Source organism: Streptomyces sp. NPDC015125 (assembly GCF_043080045.1).
In the GTDB taxonomy this organism is placed as follows: Bacteria; Actinomycetota; Actinomycetes; order Streptomycetales; family Streptomycetaceae; genus Streptomyces.
On sequence record NZ_JBIBVF010000020.1, the window covers coordinates 1 to 12386 of the forward strand.

The window sequence follows — 12386 nt, forward strand, 5'->3', positions numbered from 1 at the left end:
AGCACATCGCCGACGACAAGCACAAGGACGTCCGGCTGGTCTCCTTCCGCCAGCTCTGCGACTGGCTCGACGCCCAGGACCCCCAGGTCCTCGCCGGTCTACGCCGACTCGGCGTGGGAGAGAAGTTCACCGGACGCGGCTGACGACGCCAGAGGGTGGCGGAAGGTCCCCAGCCCCAGCTGAATCCTGCCAGGCCCAGGACTCTGACCTGGGCCCTCGCTATGGCCGGTTGAGGGGAATCGAACCCATCGCGATCGCCACCACCAGCTGCTGCGCGCACTGCGACCCGGGGTGGGAACCGGGTCCTCTCCATCGCCGGTCCGGAAGGCACAGTCAGCCTCGGCGGCCGCGGTCACGTCACGGCGCCGAGCTCAGGGCGGGGCCGGGGCCTTCGGCGTCAGCCGCACCATGCCCCGGTCCGTGATGGGTAGCGCGGCAGGTACTTTGCGGCCCCGCAACACCGTGTACGGACGAGCCCTGAGTGGGGCGGGCCGTCGAACACCGCACGCCACCATCACCACGAGCCGGACGGGCTCCACCCCGCTCGCCCCTTCTCCGGCTCCGTACCCCAGCCGTGGTCATCGGTCGGACGCCGCCTAGGGTGGGAGCACGGAAAATCTGGGAGAGCTTGATGGAGCCATTGGAAGCTGCAGACCCACGGACCGCCGGCCCGTACCGGTTGATAGGCAGGCTGGGCTCGGGTGGCATGGGCCGGGTGTTCCTGGGTGAGTCCGGGGCCGGGCGGCGCGTCGCTGTGAAACTCGTACGGGAGGACCTGGCTGCCACTCCCGGTTTCCGCGACAGGTTCCGGCGCGAGGCCAAGCTCGCGATGCGGGCGGGCGGCTTCTGGACCGCGCCGGTCATCGACGCGGACCCGGACGCCACCATGCCATGGATCGCCAGCCAGTATGTCGATGGGCCCTCGCTCGCCGAACGCGTCAGCCAGCAGGGCCCGTTGGACGAGCGGGAAGTGCGCAGGCTCGGCTCGGGACTGGCCGAGGCAATCGCCTCGTTCCACCGGGGCGGCCTTGTCCACCGCGACCTCAAGCCCTCCAACGTCCTGCTCGTCGACGACGGCCCTAGGGTCATCGACTTCGGCATCTCCAAGGCCCTGGAGACCACCGGCGGAACCGATCTGACCAAGACCGGGACCGTCCTGGGTACGCCTGGCTTCATGTCGCCGGAGCAGGCACTGGGACAGCCGGTGGGCCTGCCCTCGGATGTCTTCTCACTCGGCTCGCTGCTCGTCTACGCAGCCACCGGCGCCGGACCCTTCGGTGACGGTGCCGCTTCCGCGCTGCTGTTCCGGGTGGTGTACGAGGCGCCCGATCTCAGCGCGGTGCCGGACGGTCTGCGGGAGCTGGTGCAGGACTGCCTGCACAAGTCTCCGCAGGGCCGGCCCACCGCCGACAAGCTTCTCGCACGCCTCGCGGACGCACAGCCGCCGACGTCCTTCCACCCGCACATCGCGCCGAAGGCCATGGGGCAGACCATTCCCGCCGCGGATGCCCTGGCCACCACCGGGCCGCAGCCGGCGGGCTCAACGGACCCAGCCCAGCCGCCCGCACCGGCACCGCACCGGCATCGGCCAGTTGATCAACCGTCGCCCCTTCCCACGTTCACGGTGGAGAAATGGGGCCCCGCGGCGTTCTCGCGCCGCCTGCGAAAGCCGGCCTTGTCGGCGTTGATGATGGTCGGCCTCTTCCTCTTCGCCGCAGACGTATTGTCCCTCTCGAAATCGGCCGCGGCCGGGTGCATGTTCTTCTCCACGCTGCTGCATCTGCTCTACGGGCTGAGGGTCTCGTTGCCGCTCCTCAGGGCCAGGGCACTACGGGTCGGAGCAGACGGGCTCTCCGTACGGCACGGCTCGCACACGCTCACCGTGCCCTGGCAGGACATCACCTCCGTCACGCTCACCGGAAAGAGGAACAGGCACCGCATCGCCCTGGCAGCGACCCTTGAGGAAGGAACGGACACCCGGATCCCTTCCCGGCTCCGCGCCGGGACAGGTGTGCTGAAGTACACGATCGTCTCGTCGGCGAAGAAAGAGGCGAGCACCCGTGCGGACGGCCTCGATACCGCGCTACGGAATTTCGCGGGCAGCCGCTACCGCACGCTTTCCGCCGCCCCCTGACAAGGCCGTTCTTTCCTTGCCACCGTCCACCTCGGCGCAGCCGGTGGCCTCACATACGGACGCTGAAAGGGGTAGTACGGCAAGACCGCGGGCCGCCGGCGCCTCGAAGATCGCCGCGACCGAACCTAGTTCCAGGTGTCGAGCCACATCCGGGCTTGCCACGCGTCCCTGGGGAGCGTCTGCCCGGTATAGAGCGGGAAAAAGTAGATGAAGTTCCAGATGATCAGCAGTACCAGGGTGACTGCGCCGACTGCGCCCCATCTGCGGCGTCTCACGTCTGCTCCCGGTGGCCCGAGGATCGCTCCGACCATCATCGCGGCCGCCAGGCACAGGAACGGTACGAAGACGACCGCGTAGAACAGGAAGATCGTGCGTTCCTGGTACAGGAACCACGGCAGATATCCGGCGGCGACAGCGCACAGGACGGCGCCCGCGCGCCAGTCGCGGCGCAGGCCCCAGCGGTAGAGCAGATACAGCAGCGCGAAGCAGGCCGCCCACCACAGCAGCGGTGTGCCGATGCCCAGTACCTCGCGGATACAGCCGTCCGCCGCCCGGCAGCCGTCCTGGCCGTACGTGGGGGACTCGCGGTAGTACAGAACCGGGCGGCCGAGGACCGGCCAGCTCCAGGGGTCGGACTGGTAGCGGTGCTGGGCGGTCAGGTTGACATGGAACTCGTAGACCTGGACCTGGTAGTGCCACAGGCTGCGCAGCGAGGCGGGGACCCAGGTCAGATCGAGCTGCGGGACGTCGAACCGCAGTCCGGGCAGTGAGAAGTGACCAGGGGAGAGGCCCTTGCGATGGGCGGCCCAATTGCGTCCGTATCCGTTGCGGGACGCGAACCAGCCGGTCCACGACAGGAGATAGGTCGTGATCGCGGTGGGGACGAGCGCGAGGAACGCCCAGCCGGCGTCCTTGCGGAGGGCGGACAGGCAGGGGCGATGGGCGCCGGCTGCCCGGCGTGAGCCGATGTCCCACAGCACCGACATCAGCCCGAATGCGGCCAGGAAGTACAGGCCGTTCCACTTGGTGGCGCAGGCCAGTCCCAGGCAGACTCCGGCGGCGATGCGCCATGGCCGCCGGCCCATTCCGGTCCGGTCGCCGATCAGCTGGTCAGGGACGGCTGTCCCGTCCTCGCCGACCGGCAGCGCTGCGGCCAGCCGGGCTCGGGACCAGTCACGGTCCAGCAGCAGACAGCCGAACGCCGCCACCACGAAGAAGCTCACCACCAGGTCGAGCAACGCGGTCCGGCTCATCACATAGTGCAGACCGTCGACGGCCAGCAGGCCGCCGGCCAGGCAGCCGAGCGCGGTGGAGCGGAACAGCAGCCGGCCGATCCGGCACAGCATCAGCACGGACAGGGTGCCCAGCAGGGCGACCATGAACCGCCAGCCGAACGGATTGAGGCCGAATGCCCACTCGCCGAGGCCGATGACCCACTTGCCCAGGGGCGGGTGGACCACATACGCGGGATCGTGCGACAGCGGAACGGCCTGCGGATGAGCGAGTATCTGCGGGTCGGCGACCTTCCCGTCGGGCCAGACGCCTTCGTAGCCGAGCTTGAAGAGCGCCCAGGCGTCCTTGGCGTAATACGTCTCGTCGAACACCACCGCGCGCGGACCGCTCAGGTGCCAGAAGCGGATGAGCCCGGCGAACAGCGCGACGAGCAGCGGGCCGCCCCAACCGGTCCAGCGGGCCGTCCGCCGCGCCGCAGCCGGGGGCCCGTGCGGCTCTGTCGCAGTGTCAGGGGCCATCTGATTCCTCTACTTGGTCGTCGAAGTGCCGGTCTCTATGGGCAGGGGCCTCGGCTTGGTGGGCGTCTGCCAGGGGGCGGGCCTAGCGGTCGGAGTCCCGGGATCCTCGGGAACGCGCTTCGGCTCGCCGGGCTTGCGCCAGGGCGCCGGCATGACGCTCGTCGCCGGCACCGGCCCCGGCGCGGTGGAGGCAGGACGATGCTGAGGGCCAGTGGATCCACCCTCGGCGAAGGCACCCGGCAGGACCATCAGCCCGACACCGAGTCCGGCAACGGTCAGGGTGGAGCCGGCGACCGCCAAGACCGTCCGAGTCTCCCGACGAGCACGGATACCGGCCCGCAGTCGGCGTCGGTACCGTTCCTCAAAGGGGGTGTTCTCCTGGGCGTCGCGCATCATCCGCGACAGCTCCCGTTCGAAGTGATCCATGGATCCTCTCCTTCACTCCACCGGCTTGGCGGCCTCGGACAGGTGCTGCCGCAGCCGTGCCACGCCCCGCGCCGCGAGGGAGCGCGCGGTGCCCAGCGGACACCCCAGCTCTTCGGCGACCTGCCGCTCGGATAGGTCTTGGTAGTAGCGCAGCACCACCGCGGCTCGCTGCCGCACCGGGAGCAGCGCCAGCGCGGCCTCCAGCCGGGACCGTTCATCCACGGCAGCGGTGACATCGCCCGCCTCGGGCAGGTCAGGCAGCTTGTCCACCGGGCGTTCGCCCCACCAGCGACGCCGCGCCGAGCGGGCCGCCGCACGTGATAGCACCGTGCGCACATACGCCTCCGGCGCCTGCTCGGCCACCTTCGGCCAGGCAAACCACAACTTGACCAGCGCCTCCTGCAGCAGATCCTCGGCCCGATGCCGGTCTCCGCCGACGAGCAGACGCGCCAGATGAAACAACGCCGACCACCGAGCCGCCACGAACCGGTCGAACTCATCGACCCGTGACTGCCTCATGAACGCCGTCCCTTACCTCAACACTCGCCTACACCCTCACAAAGGCACTGGCCTCCACCTTGCTATGCACTCGCAGAACGTGAGGTGGCTCACACCCCGCCGTGGTGCTGTCCACCGCGGGGCTTGCCCTCCGGCTCTCCCCGCACCCCCGCCCCGGGGATGCGGGGACAAGTCCGAAGCCGGGCAGGGAACTTCCCCCTGGTCGCAGCGCCGATGCCCTGTCCGGCGACCCCGGACACGTTCCCGGCCCCAGACCGATCGGCGGGGCCTTGGAGTCGCCATCGATGGGCGATAGCGGCCATGTCCGGTCCTCGACTGCCTGCTGTGCGGGGAGGGGGCGACGAGTGTCTGTCTGACGGCTCATCGGCAAAACCGAGCCGTCTCCAGAGGAGAGGGCCAGTTGCCAGTTGCTGACGATCGACTTCGGGCCTTCGTCGTTGACGAACGCCGCACCTTCGCTGACGGCAGCGGAGGGGGAGGGCTGCAGCGGAACCCGTTGCGCCGTCTCGGTCATCGACCGCGTCCGAGGGGGAGGTCGGGGCACAGGTTCAGCCGCCAGCAGTAGGAGGGGCTGTGCACAGCTGCCGACACCCGGCCGCGGGGCACACGCCTCGAAGCCGCCGTGACTGCTGGAGGGGTTGATCCGCGCAGGGCAGGGAGAAAGGAAGGCGTGTGTCGATCAAGTCGATCAAGTCGAATCAAGTCATCAAGTCGGTCAAGGGGAAGCCGCACGAGCTGAAGGGGAAACGGGGTCGAGTCCCGCCCCACCTCACGCCCCGCCTCCCGCTCCGGCTCCGGCTCCGGCTCCGGCTCCGGCTCCACGACCGGAACACGGCGAACTCCGTATCCGAAGGACCTGGTGTCAGTTCAGCCCCTGGGTGTTCTGCTTGCCGGATCCGCCGTCCGGCCCCTCGTGACCGCGTCGTGCGGCCCGGTCCTCCAGGAAGCGTTCGCTCTCCCAGGTGAGGGCGTGTTCGATCTGGATGAAGTTCAGTCCCGTCACGTCGGCGAGTTCCTCCTCGTCGAGGTCGGGCTGTGCGCGCAGGGCGCGGTCGATCTTTCCCGCCCAGAGTTCTTCTTTGACGAACGGCCGTTGACGGTGGCGCCGGCGGAGCTGGTCGAGATGGTCGGGGCTGCAGGCTGCCAGGAGCCGCTCACCGTCCTGCTCCGAGTCGTAAGGGTGGATCCAGGAGGAGTCGCGGACCCGGCCGGAGACCTGCGAGGTCCGGTGGAGGGCCGTGCCGCACAGGTCGCACACCCTCGGATGCGGGGTGGCCGTCGGTTCGCCGCTGTTGTCGTGCATTGCTGTTCTGGCCATTCTCTCTGTCAGGGCACTCGCTCACGGCGCCTCGGACGCGGGCCCGGCCTGCCGGGTCAGCGGCCGAGGGCCTTGCGAAGCTCTTCCTTGTTCATGTGGGAGCGGCCGTCGACGTTCTTCTTCTTGGCCTCTTCGTACAGCTGGTCCCTGGTCGGTCCCCCAGGCCCGCGGTGCGAGCGCTCGCCGCCGCGTTGCGAGGCGGACTTCGGGTCCCGGAGGGATGTCCTGCTCGCTTGCTTCGCCTCACCCGAGCGGGCGCGCCCCTTGTTCACCGTGCGCGCGGCGATCTCTTCGGCCCGCCGTTCGGAGGCGCCGTGTTCCTCGGCGTTCTCCTTGATGTGCTCGTACTGACGTTCACGCTTCTTGCTCGATCCTGCAGGCATGTCCTGACTCCTGGATCTGGTTCTGGGCCGTTGGTCACCCGGCGGCCTGCGGCACTCCACGGCCGGGTGCGCTCTCCACTTCACGCCCAAACGACGGCGCGCGCGACACGGGAGGGCCGACCAGGGCATCGCTGCCCGGCCTGCGGCAACGCTCCGGGTATCGCATGGTGGAACCGGGGTGTGCAGAGACTCGTGCCTGCGGATCGCGGTGCACGCACTCACGAGAAGTAGCGATGAGGGCACTGACCTGGCACGGAAAGCGCTAGGTAGGTATCGACACGGTTCCCGACCCGAAGATCACGGAGCCGACGGACAGCATCGTGCGGATCACTTCCACCGGCATCAGCGGATCCGCCCCCCCCATGACCGGAAGGTGCTACGCGGCCGGAGCATTCGTCCGTCGTCCGGGCCCGATCCCGGCCCCGGCTCGATGCGGGCCCCCGGCTCGATGCGGGCCCCGGCCCGGTGTCGTTGCGGCGCAGCCTTGCGTAGGGTCGGCAGCGGCGGCTGCGCGGGCCGACCGCGAGCTGGGAGAGCGCGACAGCGGGTGCCTGCGGCAGCAGGAACAGGGTGGCGAGCGCCAGGCCGAACAGAGACATCACAAAGGACTGCCGTACGGGATCAGGCAGGAGAACGGTACCGGCCCCGGCCGCCAGCAGCAGACCGAGCAGCAGCAGACCGAGCAGCAGTGGCAGGTCGTCAGCCATCGGGTATCCCCTCCATGGGTGCACCGAGCCCGCGTCCCGCCGTGACGGCGGTGTCACCGCGCGGGTGGTGCTCCGGCTGCCGAGTACCAACAGGGCTCCGTCACGCAGGAGTTTCACCATGGCCCGACCGGGTCCGGCGACGAAGCACAAGGGCAGAAGCACCGCCGGCACCGCCAGGTAATTCAGGGCCGTTACCCCCCAGGCGCACGCGGCCGCGGCGGCCGGTCCGCCAACGGGTCGGCGAGCAGACGCATATGGAGCAGGGATTCGGCAGGCCCGAGCACCGCGAGCACCAAGGCCGTATCGGTGCAGGCCGTGCGGCGGACCTCCTACCCGGCCCAGTGACCCCGCGTGGTGCGCGAGGTCACGGGACCGTCGGCGTCGTCGCGTGTGGTCGGCGCTGCCGAGCCGGATGCTGCCCTCGGTGACGCGGTACGCGTGCGGGTGGATGGCTGAGTGCAGAGAATGCCCATGGCCTTCCCAAAGCGCGGACGGTCGTGGTCGTCGGAATCCCGATAAAGTCCGGCCGAGTGCTGGACGCGATGATGCACTGCGCACTGGCTTAACTTTCCGGGCGAGAGCACTCCTTTCTCTGCGGAGATTGCCGGAGTGGCTGCCGTGGGGCCCGTCATTGGTGTTCCGTTTTCCATTCAGACACCCCGGACTGCGGGCATGCAACAAGTCGGCCAATTCGAGCGGCCCAGGACGATCCGAGACTGGGCGGTCAGTGAGCGGTGAGGGCGGGCATCAGTCCCGGCCGGCCAGGACCGTGCCCGCGGTGACGTCCACGCCCTCCCTGACGCACCTACGCTCCAGATGTTCTCCGGCTCCCTCAACAGGGTGTACAGAGGCCGTCCGCCGAGTCACACCAGGTAGCAGCTGCAGGATGGTCCGGGCCGGGGGATGCGCGGCCGGCAGTGCGGCAAGGCCACACTTCACCGCCAGGTCCCACAGCAGCCCGGCGACGCTATCGAGGGGCGTCGTCGGCGCCGCTTCTCGCCCGCGTGATGGTGCCGCGCACTACAAGGGATGTGTCAGCCCTGGGCATTACCGCCAATACGCCCGCAACCAGGGTGAATGAAGCGGTCAGTGTAAATCGGTTGAGTCACCCGGTGCAGCTGGTCGGCCGGGCTGATGGTTACGGCAACGATTCCTTAACGTCACCGGTTAGCTTCATTGATGGATCAGCTACAGTCCTAATGCATGTTCCACCTGCAGAGACTTCGCGTACTGCGCGAACTGAAGCATCGCGGCACACTCGCCGCCGTCGCCCGCGCCCTGTCGTACACGCCCTCGGCGATCTCGCAGCAACTCTCCCTCCTGGAGGCGGAAGTGGGCGTGCCCCTGAGGGAACAGGTGGGCCGGGGCGTACGGCTGACGGCGCAGGGCGAGATACTCGTCGCCCACACCGAGATCGTCCTGCGGCAATTAGAGTGCGCCAAGGCCGAGTTGGCCGCCTCGACGCAGGAGATCACCGGGACCGTGCGGCTGGCCTGCTTTCAGACCGCCGCGTTGGCGGTCGTTCCCGATGCCCTGGCACGGCTGCGGCGTAGCCATCCGCGACTGCGGGTGGAGACTGCCCAGATCGAGGCCGAGCATGCTCTGCCCCAGCTCGTGTCCCACGACCTCGATCTCGTCATCGCAGAGGAGTACCCGCGAGGCACCGGCGTCCGCGAGTCGGGACTGCAGAGCCGAGAGTTATGCGTCGATGCCATGCGGCTGGCGCTGCCCCAGCCCTCCGGCGCGGTGAGCGACCGCGCTGCCATGAGGAGGGCGGCCACCATGCCGTGGATCTTGGAGCCGGCGGGGACGGCGGCGCGACAGTGGGCGATGGCGCTGTGCCGGGAAGCGGGATTCACGCCCGATGTGCGTTTCGAGACCACTGACGTGACTGCCCATCTGCGTTCCGTGCAGCAGGGGTACGCCGTGGCACTGCTGCCGGATCTGCTGTGGCAGGGAAAGCCACCGACCATCAGTCTCTACGGCCTGCCTGCGGAGTGGGGGAGCCGGCGCATCGTCACCGTCGTACGCAAGGGAGGCGATGGGCAGCCCGCGATCCAGCTCTGTCGCACGGCACTTGAGGCCGCTCTCCGCCCGGCCCGACAATCCTGAATTCGGCGCGAAGCGGCCGTGACCCGAACTGTTCCCCCAGGGCCCCCGCGCGGGGTCGAGGAAGCCAGGGATTTCGGGTTGCGTGAGTCACACGTCCCCCGTCAGGTCCAGACCTTTTAAGACCCCATCGTTGCGTTCCCCGCCGGCTAATCGACCTTGTCGCGGTATGGAGTGCCTGCTAGTTTCCTTTGCGGCGCCGCCCCCATATGTGAACTCGGCGGACGGCGACCCAAATCCTGTTGGTTATTCAGAGGGATATGCCATAGGGCGACACAGGTATTTCGGCTCTCATTCCGCAATTCTTCAAGGAGCAGTCTCTTGCCCGAACCCGTCGTGGTGGTGAGCGATGAGCTCCTGGGGGAAAAGGTTTCTGCATTACGGCCGCGCCGCGAGGTGCGCCGCGCGCAGGGCCCCCGACAGGGCAGCGTTGCTCGACGCCGTCCGGGACGCGGCGGCGCTGATCGTCCGCAGCGCTACGCGAGTGGACGCGGAGGTGCCGACCCGGGCGCCCCGGCTGAGAATCTCCCACACCGTCGGCGTTGCCGAGCTCACCGTCGGCCTGGTGAGCGCCTGTCTGCGCGGCGTCTGCTCCGCCGCGCAGCTTGTCCGGGCGGGGGAGCGAAACCGCTCCGCGGTCACCGGCAATGAGTTTGCCGGACACACCCCGGGGGTTCTCGGTCTCGGGCGGGTGGGCCGCCAAGTGGCATGGCGTTGCGGGGTGTGCGAAAGGACGGTCGTCACGCTCGCGCCCGCTCGACGTATGCGCCGAGAAGTCGTTTGGTGACGCGCCGCTGCTGCATTTGCCCGACGTCCCGGCCAATTCTCCTTTTGGAGCCGGGACCGGCAGCGCTCAGCGACGGGCGGGACAGGCCGCGGTGCGGTGCGTCCTCGAAGGCTGGAGCCGAGCACTCGCAGCCGTGAGGTCGAAACCGTCACGTTGCCGCCCTGCTGGGCTCGCCGCATTCGTGCCGCATCGAAAGGAAAAAGGGGGAATCAATGATTATCCAGCACGCCCATCAAGGTGTCACGGACGATGTGTTCCTGAGACTCGACGGTTTCCTGCCCGGGTGTGAAGTCTTCCTGAAACTCGAAGGGTTGAACCCGGCCGGCTCCATCAAGATCAAGACTGCGGTGGGCATGGTCGAGGACGCCGAGCGAGACGGCACGCTGGGCTCTACCCGCCGGCTGATCGAGTCCTCCTCGGGAAGCCTGGGGATCGCGCTGGCCATGGTCGCCGCGGGCAAGGGCTACTCCTTCACCTGCGTGACCGACCCGAATGTGTCCCCGCAGACCCTCGCGACGATGAGGGCGCTGGGAGCCGAGGTCGTGCAGGTCGACGAACGGGACGCGAACGGCGGCTTTCTCGGTACCCGCATCGCGTACATCCACAAGTGCCTCGCCGAGGATCCCGGGCTGGTCTGGCCGAACCAGTACGCGAACCCCGCGAATCCGGCTACCCACGCGCGCACAACGGCCGCCTCGATCCTGCGGAGCATCGACCGCGTGGACCAGCTCTTCGTCGGCGCCGGCACCACAGGCACCCTCATGGGCTGTGTCAGCCATTTCCGCGCCCACTCGCCCCGGACGAAGATCGTCGCGGTGGATGCCGAGGGCTCCGTCACCTTCGGCGACCGGCCCCGGCCCCGGCACATCCCCGGGATCGGTACGAGCCGCCGGCCCGAACTCTGCGTGCCCGAAGCGGTCGACGAGGTCATCCACGTCGCCGAGCCCGATGCGATCCGCATGTGCCGCAGGATCGCCAGGGAGCGCGGGCTACTGACCGGTGGCTCGACCGGCTCGGTACTCGCCGCGCTGGCTCAGGCCGGACCGTTCATACCGAGCGGATCGTGTGTCGTGGCGCTCTCGCCCGACATGGGAGAGCGCTACCTGCAGACCATTTACCACGACGAATGGGTCGACCGGACCTTCGGGGACCAGGTCCTGAAACAACGCGACGCCTCTTGTCTTCATTTATCCGTCTGAGCATTGGTGACCACAGTGTTTGACTTCCATGTAATCAGCGGCTCGACTGTTCGCTCGCTCCTGACGGAGTCCCGCCCGGAGATCGTCGAGACCGTCCGCGCCGCCTATCTCACCCATCACGACGGCGACTCCGTCAATCCCAACAGCTACTTCCTGCGGTTCCCCGAGAAGTCCGACTCCCGGATCATCGCCCTGCCCGCCTACCTGGGCGGCGAGTGCGGCACGGCCGGGATCAAGTGGATAGCCAGCTTCCCGGGCAACATCGAGCGGAATGTTCCGCGCGCATCCGCTGCACTGCTTCTCAACGACTATGAGACCGGTTACCCGTTCGCCTGTCTGGAGGGCTCGCAGATCAGCGCGGCCCGTACCGCCGCCTCGGCCGTCGTGGGCGCCGAGCAGCTCACGGGCGTTCGCTCCGCGCACCGTGTCGCGATGATCGGCGCCGGCGTGATCGCCCGCAACATCGTCGAATTCTTCCGCGCGCAAGAGTGGTCGGTGGACCAGTTCGTGGTCCACGACCGAAGCTCCGAGTACGCCGACCGGCTCGGGCAGCACATCACCGGGCTGGGCTACAGCGCGGAACGCGAGGACTCGTTCGAACGGGCCGTCGACGGCGCGGATGTCATCGTCTTCGCCACCACCGCCGGGGAACCGTGGGTGACCGAGGCGGGAACCTTCACCGCCGAGCAGACGATCCTCAACATCTCGCTGCGCGACATCGGTCCGCGGATCATCGCCGAGGCCCAGAACATTCTCGACGACGTCGACCACTGCATGACGGCCAACACCTCTCCGCACCTGGCCGAGCAGGAATTCGGGCACCGCGACTTCCTCCACGGCACGGTGGCCCAGGTGATGCGCGGCGAGGTCACGGCGGATCGCACCAAGCCCCGGATCTTTTCCCCCTTCGGACTCGGTGTGCTCGATCTCGCCGTCGGGCTGCAGGTCTACCGCACGGCCGTCGAACGCAACCTCGCCGTCAGCATTCCGGGCTTCTTCGGCGAGACCGAGCGCTGGTCGTGAACCGCGACCTGCCGCGCTCGCCTCGGCGCT

General features: G+C 68.5%; 10 protein-coding genes. 5 read left to right on the forward strand and 5 right to left on the reverse strand.

What is annotated here, in order from left to right; genetic code table 11:
• Positions 1–631 precede the first annotated feature (631 nt).
• Positions 632–2134, forward strand: coding sequence for a serine/threonine-protein kinase (locus ACF088_RS30950; protein WP_392379191.1), 1503 nt, complete (start codon positions 632–634; stop codon positions 2132–2134).
• 125 nt (positions 2135–2259) lie between these two features.
• On the opposite strand, the gene ACF088_RS30955 is transcribed toward ACF088_RS30950, so the two are convergent.
• The 5 genes from ACF088_RS30955 to ACF088_RS30975 form a co-directional block, all read right to left on the reverse strand.
• Positions 2260–3885 carry a dolichyl-phosphate-mannose--protein mannosyltransferase gene (locus tag ACF088_RS30955; RefSeq protein WP_392379192.1) on the reverse strand — a complete coding sequence of 542 codons (1626 nt, stop codon included), beginning with the start codon at positions 3883–3885 and terminating at the stop codon, positions 2260–2262.
• Positions 3886–3894: 9 nt separating this feature from the next.
• Entirely contained in the window at positions 3895–4311 is a 417-nt protein-coding gene (locus tag ACF088_RS30960; RefSeq protein WP_392379193.1) for a hypothetical protein, read from the reverse strand.
• A gap of 12 nt (positions 4312–4323) precedes the next feature.
• A complete protein-coding gene (locus ACF088_RS30965) occupies positions 4324–4830 on the reverse strand; it encodes a SigE family RNA polymerase sigma factor (RefSeq protein ID WP_392379194.1) in 507 nt (168 codons plus the stop codon).
• Positions 4831–5692: 862 nt separating this feature from the next.
• Positions 5693–6133 carry a hypothetical protein gene (locus tag ACF088_RS30970; protein ID WP_392379195.1) on the reverse strand — a complete coding sequence of 147 codons (441 nt, stop codon included), beginning with the start codon at positions 6131–6133 and terminating at the stop codon, positions 5693–5695.
• 71 nt (positions 6134–6204) lie between these two features.
• Positions 6205–6531, reverse strand: a complete 327-nt coding sequence (locus ACF088_RS30975; RefSeq protein WP_392379196.1) for a plasmid stabilization protein — start codon at positions 6529–6531, stop codon at positions 6205–6207.
• A 1910-nt stretch (positions 6532–8441) separates the two neighbouring features.
• Between ACF088_RS30975 and ACF088_RS30980 the strand changes: the two genes are divergently transcribed.
• The 4 genes from ACF088_RS30980 (at position 8442) to sbnB (ending at position 12356) form a co-directional block, all read left to right on the forward strand.
• On the forward strand, positions 8442–9350 hold the full coding sequence (locus ACF088_RS30980) for a LysR substrate-binding domain-containing protein (RefSeq protein WP_392379197.1): 909 nt from the start codon (positions 8442–8444) through the stop codon (positions 9348–9350).
• Positions 9351–9696: 346 nt separating this feature from the next.
• Positions 9697–10134 carry an NAD(P)-dependent oxidoreductase gene (locus ACF088_RS30985; protein WP_392379198.1) on the forward strand — a complete coding sequence of 146 codons (438 nt, stop codon included), beginning with the start codon at positions 9697–9699 and terminating at the stop codon, positions 10132–10134.
• 212 nt (positions 10135–10346) lie between these two features.
• A complete protein-coding gene (gene sbnA / locus ACF088_RS30990) occupies positions 10347–11333 on the forward strand; it encodes a 2,3-diaminopropionate biosynthesis protein SbnA (protein ID WP_392379199.1) in 987 nt (328 codons plus the stop codon).
• 6 nt (positions 11334–11339) lie between these two features.
• On the forward strand, positions 11340–12356 hold the full coding sequence (sbnB, locus tag ACF088_RS30995) for a 2,3-diaminopropionate biosynthesis protein SbnB (RefSeq protein ID WP_392379200.1): 1017 nt from the start codon (positions 11340–11342) through the stop codon (positions 12354–12356).
• Positions 12357–12386 lie beyond the last annotated feature (30 nt).

Coding starts and splice junctions, on each gene's coding strand:
- ACF088_RS30950 (WP_392379191.1), top strand. CDS start 632: ATGGAGCCATTGGAAGCTGCAGACCCACGGACCGCCGGCCCGTACCGG.
- ACF088_RS30955 (WP_392379192.1), bottom strand. CDS start 3,885: ATGGCCCCTGACACTGCGACAGAGCCGCACGGGCCCCCGGCTGCGGCG.
- ACF088_RS30960 (WP_392379193.1), bottom strand. CDS start 4,311: ATGGATCACTTCGAACGGGAGCTGTCGCGGATGATGCGCGACGCCCAG.
- ACF088_RS30965 (WP_392379194.1), bottom strand. CDS start 4,830: ATGAGGCAGTCACGGGTCGATGAGTTCGACCGGTTCGTGGCGGCTCGG.
- ACF088_RS30970 (WP_392379195.1), bottom strand. CDS start 6,133: ATGCACGACAACAGCGGCGAACCGACGGCCACCCCGCATCCGAGGGTG.
- ACF088_RS30975 (WP_392379196.1), bottom strand. CDS start 6,531: ATGCCTGCAGGATCGAGCAAGAAGCGTGAACGTCAGTACGAGCACATC.
- ACF088_RS30980 (WP_392379197.1), top strand. CDS start 8,442: ATGTTCCACCTGCAGAGACTTCGCGTACTGCGCGAACTGAAGCATCGC.
- ACF088_RS30985 (WP_392379198.1), top strand. CDS start 9,697: ATGAGCTCCTGGGGGAAAAGGTTTCTGCATTACGGCCGCGCCGCGAGG.
- sbnA (WP_392379199.1), top strand. CDS start 10,347: ATGATTATCCAGCACGCCCATCAAGGTGTCACGGACGATGTGTTCCTG.